Source organism: Lentzea sp. NPDC036955 (genome assembly GCF_055608005.1).
The window spans coordinates 230,837-245,624 of record NZ_JBVJRC010000011.1 but is presented as its reverse complement, the minus strand read 5'-3'; the positions used below and the strand labels follow the sequence as shown (position 1 = coordinate 245,624).

At 67.2% G+C, this 14,788-nt stretch carries 15 protein-coding genes and 1 pseudogene; 5 read left to right on the top strand and 11 right to left on the bottom strand.

Annotated elements, in window-relative coordinates; all coding sequences use genetic code 11:
• Positions 1-149: 149 nt before the first annotated feature.
• Both ACZ7CF_RS34595 and ACZ7CF_RS34590 read right to left on the bottom strand, forming a co-directional pair.
• Positions 150-1,013 carry an ATP-dependent DNA ligase gene (locus ACZ7CF_RS34595; RefSeq protein ID WP_470371714.1) on the bottom strand — a complete coding sequence of 288 codons (864 nt, stop codon included), beginning with the start codon at positions 1,011-1,013 and terminating at the stop codon, positions 150-152.
• 242 nt (positions 1,014-1,255) lie between these two features.
• Positions 1,256-1,390: a hypothetical protein gene (locus ACZ7CF_RS34590; protein ID WP_470371713.1), complete on the bottom strand. Its 135-nt coding sequence runs from the start codon at positions 1,388-1,390 to the stop codon at positions 1,256-1,258.
• 438 nt (positions 1,391-1,828) lie between these two features.
• Between ACZ7CF_RS34590 and ACZ7CF_RS34585 the strand changes: the two genes are divergently transcribed.
• Positions 1,829-2,188: a hypothetical protein gene (locus tag ACZ7CF_RS34585; protein ID WP_470371712.1), complete on the top strand. Its 360-nt coding sequence runs from the start codon at positions 1,829-1,831 to the stop codon at positions 2,186-2,188.
• Between the two features lie 458 nt (positions 2,189-2,646).
• Complete coding sequence (locus ACZ7CF_RS34580; RefSeq protein WP_470371711.1) at positions 2,647-2,913, top strand: hypothetical protein; 267 nt, start codon at positions 2,647-2,649, stop codon at positions 2,911-2,913.
• 275 nt (positions 2,914-3,188) lie between these two features.
• Here the strand turns inward: ACZ7CF_RS34580 and ACZ7CF_RS34575 are convergent, their stop codons facing one another.
• The 3 genes from ACZ7CF_RS34575 to ACZ7CF_RS34565 all read right to left on the bottom strand — a co-directional run bounded on the left by ACZ7CF_RS34575 (position 3,189) and on the right by ACZ7CF_RS34565 (position 5,024).
• Positions 3,189-3,338 carry a hypothetical protein gene (locus ACZ7CF_RS34575; RefSeq protein WP_470371710.1) on the bottom strand — a complete coding sequence of 50 codons (150 nt, stop codon included), beginning with the start codon at positions 3,336-3,338 and terminating at the stop codon, positions 3,189-3,191.
• A 179-nt stretch (positions 3,339-3,517) separates the two neighbouring features.
• The gene (locus tag ACZ7CF_RS34570; protein WP_470371709.1) at positions 3,518-3,889 is read right to left on the bottom strand and encodes a hypothetical protein; all 372 of its coding nucleotides are present in this window, start codon (positions 3,887-3,889) and stop codon (positions 3,518-3,520) included.
• Positions 3,890-4,040: 151 nt separating this feature from the next.
• Positions 4,041-5,024: a pentapeptide repeat-containing protein gene (locus ACZ7CF_RS34565; protein WP_470371708.1), complete on the bottom strand. Its 984-nt coding sequence runs from the start codon at positions 5,022-5,024 to the stop codon at positions 4,041-4,043.
• A gap of 489 nt (positions 5,025-5,513) precedes the next feature.
• Here ACZ7CF_RS34565 and ACZ7CF_RS34560 point away from each other — a divergent pair, with 489 nt between their 5' ends.
• On the top strand, positions 5,514-5,693 hold the full coding sequence (locus ACZ7CF_RS34560; protein ID WP_470371707.1) for a hypothetical protein: 180 nt from the start codon (positions 5,514-5,516) through the stop codon (positions 5,691-5,693).
• Positions 5,694-6,522: 829 nt separating this feature from the next.
• Here the strand turns inward: ACZ7CF_RS34560 and ACZ7CF_RS34555 are convergent.
• The 6 genes and pseudogenes from ACZ7CF_RS34555 to ACZ7CF_RS34530 all read right to left on the bottom strand — a co-directional run bounded on the left by ACZ7CF_RS34555 (position 6,523) and on the right by ACZ7CF_RS34530 (position 11,623).
• Positions 6,523-6,681 carry a hypothetical protein gene (locus tag ACZ7CF_RS34555; protein WP_470371706.1) on the bottom strand — a complete coding sequence of 53 codons (159 nt, stop codon included), beginning with the start codon at positions 6,679-6,681 and terminating at the stop codon, positions 6,523-6,525.
• 188 nt (positions 6,682-6,869) lie between these two features.
• Positions 6,870-7,585: pseudogene (locus ACZ7CF_RS34550) on the bottom strand (DUF5753 domain-containing protein).
• 381 nt (positions 7,586-7,966) lie between these two features.
• Positions 7,967-8,830: an oxygenase MpaB family protein gene (locus tag ACZ7CF_RS34545; protein ID WP_470371705.1), complete on the bottom strand. Its 864-nt coding sequence runs from the start codon at positions 8,828-8,830 to the stop codon at positions 7,967-7,969.
• A gap of 5 nt (positions 8,831-8,835) precedes the next feature.
• The gene (locus ACZ7CF_RS34540) at positions 8,836-10,170 is read right to left on the bottom strand and encodes an MAB_1171c family putative transporter (protein ID WP_470371704.1); all 1,335 of its coding nucleotides are present in this window, start codon (positions 10,168-10,170) and stop codon (positions 8,836-8,838) included.
• A complete protein-coding gene (locus tag ACZ7CF_RS34535; protein WP_470371703.1) occupies positions 10,167-10,805 on the bottom strand; it encodes a hypothetical protein in 639 nt (212 codons plus the stop codon). The genes ACZ7CF_RS34540 and ACZ7CF_RS34535 overlap by 4 nt, the downstream gene beginning before the upstream one ends.
• On the bottom strand, positions 10,802-11,623 hold the full coding sequence (locus tag ACZ7CF_RS34530; RefSeq protein ID WP_470371702.1) for a helix-turn-helix domain-containing protein: 822 nt from the start codon (positions 11,621-11,623) through the stop codon (positions 10,802-10,804). Before ACZ7CF_RS34530 ends, ACZ7CF_RS34535 begins: the two co-directional genes overlap by 4 nt.
• Positions 11,624-11,878: 255 nt before the next feature.
• Between ACZ7CF_RS34530 and ACZ7CF_RS34525 the strand changes: the two genes are divergently transcribed.
• Both ACZ7CF_RS34525 and ACZ7CF_RS34520 read left to right on the top strand, forming a co-directional pair.
• Positions 11,879-13,078 carry an MFS transporter gene (locus tag ACZ7CF_RS34525; RefSeq protein WP_470371701.1) on the top strand — a complete coding sequence of 400 codons (1,200 nt, stop codon included), beginning with the start codon at positions 11,879-11,881 and terminating at the stop codon, positions 13,076-13,078.
• A 335-nt stretch (positions 13,079-13,413) separates the two neighbouring features.
• A complete protein-coding gene (locus ACZ7CF_RS34520; protein WP_470371813.1) occupies positions 13,414-14,751 on the top strand; it encodes a GGDEF domain-containing protein in 1,338 nt (445 codons plus the stop codon).
• Positions 14,752-14,788: the final 37 nt, after the last annotated feature.

The window sequence follows — 14,788 nt, the reverse complement described above, 5'->3', positions numbered from 1 at the left end:
CAGCGACCGCAGCCGCTTACCGCCGGCCAGGCACTCGCGCAAACCGGCCGACGAACAGCTCCACCTCCGCGCTGACGGCCTGGCGTACCCGCTCGGCGAGGAAGTCCTCCGGCAGCGCAACACGATGGGCGCACGGTGGTATTCCACGGTCAGTTCTGGGGCTGCAGGTCAGCCAGTGTGAGGTCGGGGCGGAGCCGGTGCACGGTCGGGCGGAGTCGGTTGGTGAAGGCGTGCACGGACCCTTCGGCTTCGACTTCGACGATCAGGGTTGGGTGGACCGGTGTGTATATGGTCTCGCTGCGGCTGCCGAACTGGCCAGTGGACACGCGGGCCGGTGGTTCACCGGTGAGGTCGAGGTGCGGTCCGGCCTGGGCTCGCAGGGCGGATGAGAGCGGGTGGGACAGGCCGATGCGGCGCAGTTCGCCGGCAGCGTCGGGGCAGGCGAGGAGCAGCTCGGCGGGAGCGCTGGGGTTGCCGGTGACGCCGATGACGACCGCGTCGACGACCACGGTGTGCCGGACCTTGATCCAGTCACCGTAGCGTCCCGGCCAGCAGGGCCGGTCGAGTCGTTTGATCAGGCAACCCTCGATGCCCACCACGGAGACCTCGGGCCGTATCCAGGCCAGGGCACGGTCGCGGTCAGTGGTGCACGGCGCGAGCTGCAGCGGCGTCCGGACTCCGGCCATGACCGCTTCCAGGCGTTCCCGGCGGTCCTGGCAGGTCGCCGTACGCAGGTCGTGGTCGCCCTCGGCGAGCAGGTCCAAGGCGACGAAGTAGATGGTGATGCCCGCGGCGGCGCGGCCGCGGGGCGTGCTGGTCAGGGCACCGAAGTCGAGCCAGCCCGCGCGCAGGGCGACAATCTCGCCGTCGAGCACAACATCGCCGAGCACACGCGCGGCGGTGATCAGCTCGGGAAACCGCGAGGCGAGGTCGGTTCCCTGCCGTGACTGCAGCACACCGTCGCCGGTGAACAGCAGGCCGCGCCAGCCGTCGTACTTGGGCTCGAAGCGCACCGGGCGCCGCTCATCGGGCCGTGGCAGGGCCTTCTGCGCACGCCGCGACCACGTCCACCGGGGCGTGCAGGACGGACATCGAACTCGCCGCTACACAGGTGAGGCTCGATGATGTGGTTGTGCGGACATGCGGCCTCCGCCCTCGGCGGGTATGAACGGGCTGTCGGTGTGCCGGATCCGACACACCACACGCTACGCCGAACGGGTGATCGGCTCAATATTATGCCTGGTAAACCCCACCATCAGTCCTTCCCAGGACTGTGGTCGAGCAGTCGCTGGGTGTCAGGACCGGCCTGGCCGGGCAGGACGCGCACGGCGTGTGCCTGCTCGAGTGCGCGGGCCAGGCGCTGGTCGTCCTCGGTCAGCTGCTGCACCATCGCCGCCGCGAGCTCCTACTGGTCGCCGAGGACGCAGAGATCGGCACGCAGCCGGCGGTTGTCCTGCCGGAGTTCGGTGTGGCTGGTCGCAGCCGCGTACGAAGCTGTGCACTGCGACCGCGCTGACCGAGTTCGTCGACCACGTCGGGGAACCGGTGGCGGAAGGTGATGTTGGCCAGCCCGAGCCAGCCAGCGACCGCGAGAACGCTGGTCTAGCGCGCGGTCGGGGTTGAACACGCAGGTGACGTAAGCACCAGGATGGACCGCTGAAGGTCGGCGATCGTGGCGCGGAAGCTGTCGCTGGGTCGCTGGTAGCGGTGGGGCCTGACGTGGACGGGTTCTTCGAGCCGGTCATCGGCGCGGTGAGCCGACTCACGTAACCGCAAGAACCAGGCTGACGATGAACCGCCTGAACGAGTGATCAACTGGGGGGATGTCGTGACTGATCCTGTTGAATCCGCGAAACCGAAGAAGGTCGGTATCGTGGTGCTGCTTGTGCTGCTGGTGCTTCTGCTCGGAGCGACCGGCGCGTCGGGCGCGCTCTACTTGAAGACCACCTCAGATCTGACCGAACAGATGGAACGCAAGGACCGTGAAATCGCGGACTTGACGAAGAGACAGCAGGACGCCTACGGCCAGATGCTCGGCGCGCAGGCGGCGAAGAGGGACGCCGAGACGGATGCAGCCCTGTGGAAGGCATGCCGGGATGCAGCGAAAGCGTTCACTCACGAGAGCTTTCCCGGCAACGACGCAAAAGCCGAGGCCGCAGCGAAGGAAGTGTTCCTCCGATGCTGGTGACTCGCCGTCGTGCTCGGCGCGCGGTGCTCCGCGAGGCAAGACAGGCGATCGCGCCGTCCTGGGTCGCCTGCGGCCAGGCTCCACGTCGCTACGGCTTCGACCCGACCACCGGAGCGCCCGTCTGGGACGCTGATGTCGCCTTGGCGTGGGTACGGTGCCGGGTGGGGAAGGACTCCCGCGGCCACCGTCAGCGGAGCAAGGCCGCCACCGACGCCGACCCAGTCCAGCACCAGCTCGAGACCCTCGACAGCACCACGACCATGAGCGGATCAACCTGACCGGGAACGGTTGTGGTTCGGTATGCCGAGCCCGAGCCCGAGCCCGAGCCCGAGCCCGGCCCGAGCCCGGCCCGGTAGCGGGTACCCGCGGGTTCTGACGACGGATCCGGAGCCCAGTAGACGTTGACTTCCGCGGCTCGTGACGATCCGGATCGTGTTTCCGGACCGTCTTGCCGGCGCGTGGGAAGCACGTCCTTCTCGATGGCACGCGGGCTTCTTCTGCCGCAACCGACATCAACCACGACGGACAGCCCGACCTATGCTTTCGCCGTGACATCGCTTCGAGACCGCGCCATCAGTGTGATCCAGGAGTACATCGCCGAGCAGGTCGGTGACGACATCAATTCGGACGTCGTTCGCGGTCAAGCCGTGGAGCTGACTGACAGGTTGATCGACGCGAGGGTGCTGCCCGCCGTTGTGGTCGATGCCACGGACTCGGCGCGCTGATGAGGAGCTTGCGGTTCGGCGGGCAGTTCCAGTTGCAGGACGCTGCCCCACACGGTCAACCGCAGCCCGGTGCCGTAGAGCCCGTCGACGAACGCGCAGTCGCGCTGATTGTTGCGTTCGCGCCATCCTTCGGCCTCTTGGCCGCAGAGGTCCATTCCCAAGCAGGCCGACGTCGACCCAGCGGGCATACCCGGCTGGATCCAGCCACTTCACGTCGCTGCACATGAAGCCGGATACGGGCGGTAGCTGCGCAGCGCCGGCGCGATGACGGCGAACTAGCCGCCGTCTGCCTGCTTGGCGCGCTGCTGCGCGGTGTCGGCGGGCAGCAGCGACTCGTGAAATTCGTTCCAGCGCTCAGGGAAGACGGCGGCGCCGATGCATGCCAGCACGCCCGCCAGGTCGAGCGGGCCGGATGTACCGCTCACCGCCGGGAAACTGGCTGGCCTGACGGTTGTTGCCGTTGCGCACACCGCCGCCGCAGTGGTCTCGGGAGCGAACGCGGGCGCGATCAAGACCCACGCGCTTCATGGGCACCCGGCTGCCCGACAGTGGACAAGGAGTGGACACGCGCGGGGCACCGCCGGAGCCTGGAAGCAGCCGCTCCTCAGGAATGCCGGGGTCCCGGGCTACCGCCGGCCAGGACCGCACCCGGTGGCAGCCCGTCCCTGAGCATCGGTAGCAGCTTGGAGTCTTTGCTCATCAACACCGCGGCCGCGCCGGTGCGCTGCCGCACCCGCCCGCAGAAACGCGGCGCGAGGGGGACGCCGAGGTACGCGTCAGCTCTCGGCCCGTACACGACCCTCGTGCCGACCCCGCACCACGCCGCCGCCCGCACCTGGCTGTCCGCCCAGACGAAACCCTCCACGTACATCCCGCCCGGAGTCCGTTCAGCCTCGCTGGCGGCGACGCTGAACGCGATCTGCTCGACGAGCCGTGAGTCCGGGCCGGCCATCCACCACCGGCCGAGATCGAGCACGAGGCCTTGTGCACAGGCGGTCAATGACTGGATGATCGCACACCATGATCATCAAGGGTTGACGGGTGTGTCTGGACCAGCCAGCCGGCGATCGAAATGGTCAAGAAGCTGTCATCACAGCCGTTCCTCATCATGCAGTTATGGGCCGCCGTCACCACCACGCGCCCTCAGTCCGATCATCGGTCTCGACGTCAGTGACGAGGGTTTTCTCGTTATGGCGCACTTGCGTAAGGCGCGCGCCGGTGAGGTTCGCTCCGGTGAGGTTCGCGCCGGTGAGATCCGCGCCGGTGAGATCCGCGTCATCGAGGAACGCGCCGCGGAGGTTCGCGTCGATGAGGTACGCGCCGCGGAAGTCCGCACCGAAGAGCAACGCGGTGCCGAGGTCACCGCCGGTGAAGTTTGCGCCGCGGAGGTTTGCGTCGCGGAGGACCACGGAACTGAGGTTCGCCCGGGGAAGGTCCGCGCCACGGAGGTCCGCGTCGTCGAGGGTCACATTCGTGAGGTTCGCTTGACGGAGGTTCGCTTCGCGGAGGTTTGCACCGCGGAGGTATGCGCCGGTCAGGCAGGTGTTGACCAGGTCGATTCGGCTGTTGTGGTCGTGGGTGGTGTTGCGACGGCCCAGGACAGTGAGTGCGGCTTGGATGTCGGGGGCGACAGCCTGGTCGGGGCAGATCGCGGTGGATTTCGGGGTGCTAGCGGGGGTGGAGGTGGGTGGTGGTGCGGTCGTGCGGATGAAGGCGGAGAGGATCTCGATAATGGTCGGTTGGTCGCGGGGGGAGTCGCGCGCCAGGCGCTCGAGGGCGTAGATGGCGCCGAGTCGGGCTTGGAGGTGATCGGTGCCGGTGCGGTCGAGTTGGTCGACGGCTTTGGTGAACCGGTCGGTGAGTTGTCCCTGCTCGGTCACGGCGGTCTGGGTGCGGGTGGCATCGAGGGCCCGGCCGGTGAAGTACACGCCGGCGGCGGAGGCCAGCGCGGCGATGACGGCGGCGATCGCCGCCCAATTCCACGATCTGCCAAGGCGTGATCGCCGCCTGCGGCGGGTGGGAGGGCGGCGCAGACCAGCAAGCCGGACGCCAGGCACGGCGGTGTTGGCGGACCGGGTACGTCGGAGGCGGGATGCGCGACGAGGGATCACAGGTCGAGGGTGGCAGCCCGTCGAATCCGCACGCGGCTCACCCTGGTGATCCGCCATCGACGACAGCGACGTGGTGGAGGCTGCGCTCGCCGAGGCGGCACGCCTCGTGTTAGGAAGTCTCGTTCACCCGCCAAATCAGCTCCGCCCCTCAGCTAACGCCCGCCAGGCCGGGATGGTCAACGGCAACCCCCGTCTACAAGAGGCCCTCCATGCTCGCGTGCGCCCAAGCCGAGTCCTCGACGAGCGTCCGGAACGGCGCCTCCGCCTCGCCGAGCGCAGCTGAGAGCCGCTCCTCCTCCACCACGACATGATGGGGGAAGGCCGGGTGCATCGCGCTTCGGCGCGGCGCACCAGGTGCTACTCAGGCATGCAGTTGATCGACTCGTTCGATGTGTCTCCCGGCCGCCAGGCGCCTGCCTGCACCCGGCCAGGTCCGCTCCCGAACAGATGCGCGGCCGTGACGCCGGGCCACGACGTCTACGTGACGGCGTGATGATCGTGCACGCCCAGGCGCGCAAGCACGGCGGAGGCGAGGAACGTGCCACCGTCGAGCGGGATCCCTCGCTTCCACAACCTCATGCCGTTTCTGTCGCCGCAACTGCACGCGATACACCCATGATCCTGCGCCATCCGAGTGAAAAAACCTCGCATCGTTTCTGCGGGAAGTGACGCCGCACCACCCGAATGGCCCAAATTTCAGTACAGCGTGATCGGCTCCGAAGGGCCGCCCCCACCTTGCAGGCATGAGATTTCAAGCGCCCTGAGCTGCGCCTATCCGACCGGAAGCGGCGCAATGGAGGGCCAGTCGAGGACCTCGGGTGAACACCGCTGGTTTCTCTCACATATGTGCGAACCGGTTAGAGTCTTCTCGATCGGATCGGCCTAGCGCGAACTGATCCTCCTCACCTGACCGGCACCCGTCACGACGGATCCGGTGACGGGTGGACCGAGCCCCTCCGGGGCTCGACCGAACCGGGGAGGAGGTGGCGTTCGATGCCCCGTGGCAGATCCGTACAGGGACCTTCCGACGAGGAATCCCGCGAGGAGAAGCTGGCGAGGACCTGCGACCGAGCGGCCTTCGTGATGGACGGGCTCACCGTGGTGAGTCCCTTCTTGAACGACAAGGGCCCAGTGATCGCGATGATCACCAGGCTCCTCGCGTGGGGTCTCCGCTTCGCTGCTGATGAGGCGCGCGGTCGGTAGTCCCTGTTCCGGCGGCCGGGGAGTCGCACACGGGTGTGGGTAGCACCCGCGGCTTCCTGGCCGTTCGGCTGTGGGCCGCAGACTGCACATTACGGCGTTCATATGTACATATCCGTGCCGCAACCGTAGCCGCTGAAATGGCGGTTGTTCAACTTCTGCGCGCAAGTTCACGAACTCGGCGCAGAGTCCTGACCTTCGCAAACGGAAGTCACCGACCACGTCGTCGATAAGACTCCCAGGTCAGCGGCTCTGCCGAACACCACCCGGACGGACCGAGCACAGGGCGTGCCAGCCGCTACAGAGCAAGCTCGATACCGGAGCTGCTCGCACAGATGGTCCAGGCACTTGGCAGTGCGATGTCGACTCCGGTCCGGTCGAGCATGCGCGACACCGCGGGGTCGGCCCCCTGCTGTTCCAGCTCTGCGATCCCGGCGACGTGGGCGTCGCCATCCATGCCGCGGGTGATCGTGACCGCGTAGGTCCGGCTCGTGATGCTCCTCGAGCGGCATGATCCCGACACTCGCCTGAGCGGTGACGACGCCGCGGCCAAGACCCACATCGACTCGGCCGCGAACTCGGACCGGGGTCAACCGCGGACCGAGACTCGGTCTCGGTGTGAAGCTTGGACCTGCCACCGGCGCATCAACCGTGAGCGCAGGTACGGGCGCGAATGTCGCGGCGTGAGGTCGTCTCGGCGCCGGTCGGGAAGGTACGTAGCAGCGCTGAAGTTAGAGGTGCAGTAGCCAGCGCCGCCGCGCGGCGTGTGTGAAGGCGAGCTCCAGGCCGAGGTTCTTCGAGTCCCGCACGCCGACGTGTGGAGAGAAGAACGCGACTTCGACGCAGTTGGTGCCGCCGCTGCCGTTGCTGCTGCCGCTCCTGGTGCTCCGGCAGTGCCAGGTCATAGAGCGTGTCGAAGGTCTTGCTGCAGCCCGCGACGTCGTCGGGATCGTCCAGATAGAGGCTGCCGCCTCTGCCGTCGGTGTAGCCGCGGTCGGGGAATTCGTCGTTGTCGAAGCTCAGCAAGGCGAACCAGCCCGCGTGACCGGGTGGATGCCGACTGACCGGGGGATCACCCGCAGGTCGAGGCGACCAGAGCGCACCATGTCGATCAGATGCCGCAGCTGCCCGATCCAGACCTCGGCCGGCGCGACCTTGCGCCGCAGCACGTCTTCGTCCAGCACGACGACGGGTTCCTGCTCGGCGTTCTGACGAGCCATCCGCGCGTGGACTCGCGTGGCGACCTCGTCGGGGGTGAGCGTCGGTTCCATCGCCTTGATCAAGCCCTCGGCGAAGCCCGCGGTCGGGCACTGCGCGGGCACGAGCAGCGGCTCCCAGATGGATTGCTTGTCCGCGTCCATCTCCGCGGCCGCGAACTCGGTCAGGTTCTCCGGCACCGCACAAGTCGCGCACTTGCTGCGAGGAACAGCCCGCAGCACCCTCGTCAACCCCGGCTGGCTCGCCGCGCACACCACGCCGGGGCCATGCTCAGAACCCTGCGGGAAGAAGGACTTCTCACCCGCGGCATCCGGGCAGTCATCGCCCTCCACATCAGCTTCGCCTGGAACCGGGTCGGTCTGACGGCACCGACGCAGGCCGAACTCGCCACCGCAGCGAAGGAGGCCATCTTCGGCCCCACACATTCAGACGGCGAGCGCGCCCGCGCAACCGCGGCCGCGTGCTCGGCGAGGACACGCCATACCACTTTGCTACCAGGTGAATCAACCTAGACGGCCATCATGCTAATCCGAGTTGTTGCGCTGCGAGTGCTCGCGAATTCCGAGGTCGTCGAGCTGATACCCGTTGGGGCGAGACAGCGTGACGCCGCCTGGGGTGAAGATGCTGTTGCGACGTTCAGGCATCCAGCGCACAATTCTGGCGCGGGTCCGCAGTGCCAAGTGGACGGCGCCCCGCAGGAGCCAGGGCGGCCGCGGCACGCCCAGGGCGTCGCGCAATGGCGGGTCGAGCAGGGTGTCGCCCGCACGGTGCACGAGGGGTGCCATCCAGGTAGGGAAGCGGTCGGCGAGCAGTTGGCGGGAGGCCGCGTACAGCTCGGCGTTCGCCGCGGTGAACCTAAAGTGCGTGCGCTCGTAGGTGTCGAACCAGCGCTCGTAGTCCGCGTAACTGTCCGGGATGCCGTTGATGTTCATGCGGCGGCCTACTTCGTGCCAGAACCGGTGTGCCGCGTCGAGCTCCCGCTGGCTGGGCGTGCGCCAGCCGTAGCGTTGCAGCCATCGCATCGGTACGAGCATGAAGGTGCCGAGCACGTAGAGGTAGTCGTCGTTGGCGATGTCCCAGCGGCGGTGCATGCGGTTCATCATGCTCAGCACGGTGCGGGCGCGGGGATGGTCGAGTCCGTGTTCGACCATCTCGTAGATCATCAGACCGGTGTCCTCGGCGCGGGACAGCGCGTGGCCGGTGATGTGGCCGGTGTGGCTGAGCAATTCTGCGATGCGCGGGATGGCGTAGACGCGGTAGAAGGCAAGTTGCCAGGTCAGCGTCACGTCGAACGGGAACTCGCGGGTGACGGTGAGGCGGTGGATCGTCTCGTAGTCCTCACTGACGTCGAGGCTGTTGATCCGGGTGAGATGGGTGCGGCGTGCCATCGAGCTCAGGACTCGCTTCGGTTGACGGGGCTGGGTGCTGCCTGGTCTGTGTGTGCCGTGCCGACGGCCCGCGTGTGATCGGTGTAGACCTGCGTGACGATCGGGCTGTCGAAGGCGTGTTCGACCCGACGCCACCAGGCGACCTCGTTGGCCAGTTCGTCCGGTCCGAAGGAGCGCGTCGCTCCCGTGGCGGTGGGGGAGTGGCCGGCTTGCCAGGCGTCGAGCCCGACCTTGATCACCGCCGCCTGTACGACGGCGTCATGTTGTTCGGTGTCCAGGCCGGCTTGACGAGCGAGGTGTTCGGCCTGGTCGTAGACGGAGGGCGGGACGTGCGGCCTGATCTGCCGGACACCGTCGCTGATCTCGACCAGGAGCCGGGTCAGGTGGTAGCGAGCGTCGGCGGGTGCCAGTTGGGCGTCGTCGATGGTGCGGGGGTCCATCGCGATGCCAGGCAGTTGCTGGACGAAGCGGTTCCACAGAGGGAAGAGATCATGGTAGGCGTGCACCCGGCGCCGGACGGCTCTGTTTTCGTTGACGCGGTCAGTGAGGGGACGCGCTTTGAGTGCGATGCGGTCACCGAACTTTCCGATGAGCACGCCCAGCGTCGACAGCGTCACGGCGACGGGCATCAATCTCAGTCCAATGCTGCCTTCGGTCCAGGGGAGCGTGTGGCTTGTGAACAGGACCAGTTCGTGCATGAGCTTGTGTCCGTAGTAGACGGTGCTCAAGCCGCATCCCAGCGCGGACAGGAACAAGCCGGTGCGCAAGAACGGCAGCGCGCGTGCCTTGCTCATCCATCGCCACGACAGGACGGTAAGGATCGCGACGGTGATGCCGAGATAAGTGCTGTAGAGAGTGAACGCGGATTGGGCGATCGGGTTGCCTGGTCCGCCGGACTCGTTGCGGCCCGTGGGCCCGTAGACGAAATCACGGGCGCCGGGTGCGAGCAGGAACAACGTGATCATCGCGATGAGGGTGATGGCGAACGGGATTGCGAGTCGTCGCCCGCGTCGACGGGCGAGCTGGTCCTCAGGTTCGATGGAGAACACGAAGAACAGCTGGGTCATGTAGCCCGAGAACAGGACCAGGGCGTGCTGGAGTGGCCAGACAAGGTTGAAGCCCGCGATCCGGTTCATGGCCGAGTTGATCGCGGTCAGCTGAAGGACGACGGCGAATCCGAGAGCCAGACATGACATGGCGATGGCACGCGCCGCCGGGGCGGCCTGTGTGGCCGAACCGCGGCCGTCGAGCACCCTCGCGCGGACACGCTGCACGAGCAACTCCAACAACACGAGCGCGCCGACGACCAGCGGCACGACAAGGAGCCCGACGAAGATCATGAACGCTCCTGCCTGCGTGCGGTCAACCCTCCGGCCATCCGGGAGAGCACGTCGGCGTCGCCCCCGCTGATCGTGGTGCATGATGCCCGTCGCGGATCGGCGTTCACCGGGAACTGCAGCCTGTCGATCAGGACCGTGGCCAGTGTCTCCGCCTCACGTTCCTGGTCGTCGGAGTAGCCGTCGATGGTCTGCACGTCGCGGGCCCGGCACAGCCCAGGGGCCATCGATCGGCGCACGACGGCGGGATCGAGATCGGGCAGCAGAATCTGCATCAACGTCAGGTGCACGTCCTGAGGCCGCTCGGACGATCGGTGGCCGAGCACCATGTGCGCGATCTCGTGCAACACGCTGGTCCGCTGGTGCAACGGCGGGGTCGTGTCGTCGTAGAACAGGTAATCGCTGTCGGCGCCGGCGAGCCACAGCCCGGAGAACTGTACCGGAACGGGCTTGTCGCCCAGCAGCGTGCGCAGCCCGACCAGGGTCAGCGGCCGGCCGCGGTGCCCGGCGAGCGCGGCGCAGAATCCGCCGAGATCGAACGGGTCAGGCACCGCTACCGCACGCAGCAGGTCGTCGGCGATACGTCCGACACGTCGGCGCACCGCGCCGTCGAACACGCCGGACGAATCGCGTGTCATCGCTGGTCAAGCCCCCCAGAGCCGCTATTGCCGCTGCGCTCTGCAGCGGCAATGCTCTCGACAATACGCAGAAGTGCCTTCTGGGTCTCGGGTTCTTTCACACTGGAGAACGCGCGGAGCGCGAAGTCGAACGTGCCGAGGTCAAACTTGCCGTTGGCCTGCATCTGGAGCATCGCCTGGAAGCGGCCCAGCTGCTCGTCGATTCTTTTCACGAGCTCCGGGTCTGCGTCGTCCTGGAGGTACTCGATCGGCACGCCGAAGTAACGCGCGAGTCTGTCCATCAGCTCGTTGTGGTCGTGGACGGGTTCACCGGCCCGTGCTGCACGCAAGGTCTCCACGTTCTCGCCGATGGCGCCAGCCACCTCCTGGTCGGTGAGAGGCTCGGTGCGCCCTGCGGGGCGCATCGTCTGGTACAGCAGATCAAGGCGGTCCACGAGGAACGTGTGCTCGCCGGGCTGCTGATCGTTCGACGGGCTGTCGCCGAGGTTCCTGCCGTTTCGGCCGAGCAGCTCATCGGGGTCCACGTCGAAGTAGGCGGCGAGGCCATCCACGATCTCCAGGCTCGGGTTACCGGTTTTGGGGCGCTCGCCACGGCGAAGCATGCCGAGGTAGGGCGCGCTGACGCTGACGTGGTGGCGGGTGACGAAGTCGGCGACCTCTTCGTAGGTGGGCTCGCCCAGCGGAACGTCGGCGTTGGGATCGGCGCGCAGCGCGTCGACGGCGGCCTTGTTCTTCGGGACGCGGTGCGCTGCCCACACTCGGTGCAGGCGTGCACCGAATGTATCTGCGGGCGGGTGGGGTGGCTTCTTGGCGGGCATGGCGGTCCCCCAGACCTTCGCGTCACCGCGTCTAACTATCCCCTGCGAACGCGGAGGAAGCGAAAGACTACAGTGCGTTAGCTTTTACGTGCGTGGCATCAATCATTTTCACACACAGTCATCCGGTTAGTCCATTGGTGTTCGACGGCGTGCGCTCTTGGCCGAAAAACGTCTAACTGCTCTACCATCTCGGATGGAATGTCGGGGGATGCCAGTTAGACGTTACGGGGGTGCGGGGTGAAACAAGGCAGGTCCGTGCGTCCGAACCTGGGGCCGGAGTTCCGCGCGTTGTGGGGCGCCGAAGCCACCTCGGTCATCGGGAACCAACTGGCCAAAGTCGCCATCGCGCTTCTCGTGCTGGACCGTACGGGCTCGGCGGCTTGGAGTGGTGCGACGTACGGGCTGATGCTGCTTGCACCGCTGGTCGCGGGACCGGTGCTGACGCCGCTCGCGGATCGTCTCCCCCGGCGGGAGGTGATGGTTGCCAGCTGTGTGGTGCAGGCAAGCCTGGTCGGTGTGATGACACTGCCCGGCGCGTCGGTGGTGGTGCTCGCCGGCGCGGCCGCGTCGGCGGCGGGTGTGCAAGCGCTCTACGCCGCCGCGCGAGCGGCCGTGGTGCTCGACGTAGTCAACACCGAGCACCACAAAGCCGGGCGTACCCGGTTGATGGTGATGCGGGAGAAGGGGCAGCTCCTCGGCCTCGTCGCGGCCGCAGCGGTGATCGACACGATCGGCCCCATCGCAGCACTGCTCCTGGACGTCTTGAGCTTCCTGGCGGCCGCAGCGCTGCTCTGGTGGGGGCTGCGGCCTCGTCCAGCCGCCCGCACGATCTCGGCCGGCGCATCGCCCCAGAACAAGACGTCGTCGGTGCGAATGTTCGCGCGGGTGCTGCGTGAGGACCGCCAGGCCCGGCTCATGGCGATCCTCATCGTTCTGATCGGCTTCGCGGCGGTACCGGATGGACTGGCGGCGCCGCTGGTCGAGCAGGCACACGGCCCTGACGGCATGGTCGCCATGGTGCTGGCGGCAGACTGCGTGGGCGTGATCATCATGGGACACTGGCTGGAACGCCAGCCTTCAGCACGTCAACGCGGTCTCGTCGTGCCGCTGGCCCTGCTGTGCCAGGCACCACTGCTCGCGTTCGTCTTCCAGCCGCCGCTATTCCTCGCGGTGGGGCTGTTGATCGTCTCCGGTGCCGGCGCCGCCTACCTTGCGGGCGCGGGTGCGGAGATCACCGAGCGGATTCCACCTGGGTTCACGGCGGGCGCCAACGGCCTGCTCAACGCAGGTCTGTCCGCGGGACAAGGTCTCGCGGTACTCGCGGGCGCCGCCGTGGCCCAGTGGTTGAAGTCCGCCTCGGCGGCAGTCGCTCTGGCGGGAGCCGTCGGGCTCGGGTTCGCAGGACTCAGCGCCCTGCTCCTGCACCGGGAGGTGCGGTCGAGCCAGGTGAAGTGAGAAGAGTTTGGCAGCTCAGAATTCGCGGTCGCCGAACTTGGGCATGGTCGTCACCTCCTGCTGGGGGCTGAACATGGGGGCAACAGGAGATGGTCAGAACTCGCGGTCACCAGGCTCGAACTCGGGCACGGTCGTCACCTCCACAGGGTGGGCCTCCCAGGGCGTGCCGCAGCGCCGACGAACCGGTGGGCAACCAGTCGCCGCTCGCACGAGGGATCACATTGTTCTCAGGCGTGCACAGTCTCTCGTGGACGCGCCCGAACCGGTACATCCGATGGGTGATAGATCTGCGACCGACGCGGTGGGGACTGTGGAAGAACCCTGTCCCGTTGATCGTGTGGATGCTCGGTGCTGAGCTCGTCATCGGAGTGTGTGCGGCGGTGACCAGTGCGTTCGCGGTGGTTCGCGTAGACGACCTGCTGCGGTTCGGCCCGCTGGCGGCTTTCGCGCTCACCCACGTCATCGCGACACGGGAGCCCGAAGAACGCCGTCGTGACGCTGCCCGTGGTGGAGAGCACGTCGATCAGACGAGTATCTGGCTGTTCACTGCGGCGATCGTGTCTCCGGCACCGCTGGTGTTGGTGCTGCTGGTCGCGTTGCGTCTGGACCGCTACCGGTACGCGCGCAAGAGCCCGCACAGGTTCGGGTTCACCTCCGCAGCCATCGCGGCCAGCGTGTTGGGCGTGTACTGGATCGCGCGCTGGAGTCCGTTGCACGCGTGGATCACCGGTCATCAAGAGTTGCCGGTGACCGCCGCCGAGCAGCTCACCGCCGCCGCGGCGATCGTGGCTGCGGTCACCGCGTACTTCCTGGCTCAGGCGGTGATCGTGGGCGTGGCCCGTGCGCTGGTGAACACCGGGCGCGTCGGCCTCACCGACCTCGTTGGCGACGCACGGACGAACTTGTTCATCGTGGTCACATTGTTCATGGCGGTGATGACAAGCGCCTTGATGACCATCAGCGAGATCCTGCCGGTGATCATGGTGGTAGCCGCCGTGCATTGCACGAAGTCGCAGCAGAACATCCAGCAGATGAGCATCGATCTCGACCAGCGCACCGCCGACGCATGGACCGACAAGCTAACCGGGGTCAAGAACCGCTACGGCTTTGAACCGGAGGTAGCTGCGGAGCTCGTGACCGACCAAGCGCTGGGCTACGACACTGCGTTGCTGTTCATCGACATCGACTGGTTCAAACGAGTGAACGAGGAGTTTGGTCACCTCGGCGGGGATGAGGTCCTCAAGGCGGTGGCGCGCCGAATCCAGGCGAGCGTCCGCAGGGGCGACGTGGTGGGCCGTTTTGGTGGCGAAGAGTTCATCGTCGCCCTGCCCAGCACCAGCAGGAAGGAAGCAGTCGCGCTGGCCGAGCGTATCCGCCACGATGTTGCCTGCCTGGCGATCGAGGTCCGCTTGCCTGCGGGTGACAAGGCGCACCTGATCAACCCGCACAGCGAGCCGGGACAGGGGCGCACCGTGTCCATCGGCGTCGCGATGTCCCCCGTGCACGGAACGACCCTGGACGTTCTCGCGCACCACGGCAGCCAGGCCGTGCTGCGGGCAAAGACTCTTGGCCGCAACCGCGTAGTCGTCGCGGACGGTGTGGAGCTCTCTCCTGCGGAGTTCTCCCCAGCGGCGGTCGTACGGCCGCCGCTGGGGGAGGCTGCGGATCGCTGAGCGTAAAGCAGCGTGGGGCCCGGCAGCATCGCTGTCG

Bases quoted from the DNA above. Each gene is read 5' to 3' on its own strand.
- ACZ7CF_RS34590 (WP_470371713.1), bottom strand. From the start codon at position 1,390: ATGGTGCAGCAGCTGACCGAGGACGACCAGCGCCTGGCCCGCGCACTC.
- ACZ7CF_RS34555 (WP_470371706.1), bottom strand. From the start codon at position 6,681: ATGGATGGCGACGCCCACGTCGCCGGGATCGCAGAGCTGGAACAGCAG.
- ACZ7CF_RS34545 (WP_470371705.1), bottom strand. From the start codon at position 8,830: ATGGCACGCCGCACCCATCTCACCCGGATCAACAGCCTCGACGTCAGT.
- ACZ7CF_RS34540 (WP_470371704.1), bottom strand. From the start codon at position 10,170: ATGATCTTCGTCGGGCTCCTTGTCGTGCCGCTGGTCGTCGGCGCGCTC.
- ACZ7CF_RS34535 (WP_470371703.1), bottom strand. From the start codon at position 10,805: ATGACACGCGATTCGTCCGGCGTGTTCGACGGCGCGGTGCGCCGACGT.
- ACZ7CF_RS34530 (WP_470371702.1), bottom strand. From the start codon at position 11,623: ATGCCCGCCAAGAAGCCACCCCACCCGCCCGCAGATACATTCGGTGCA.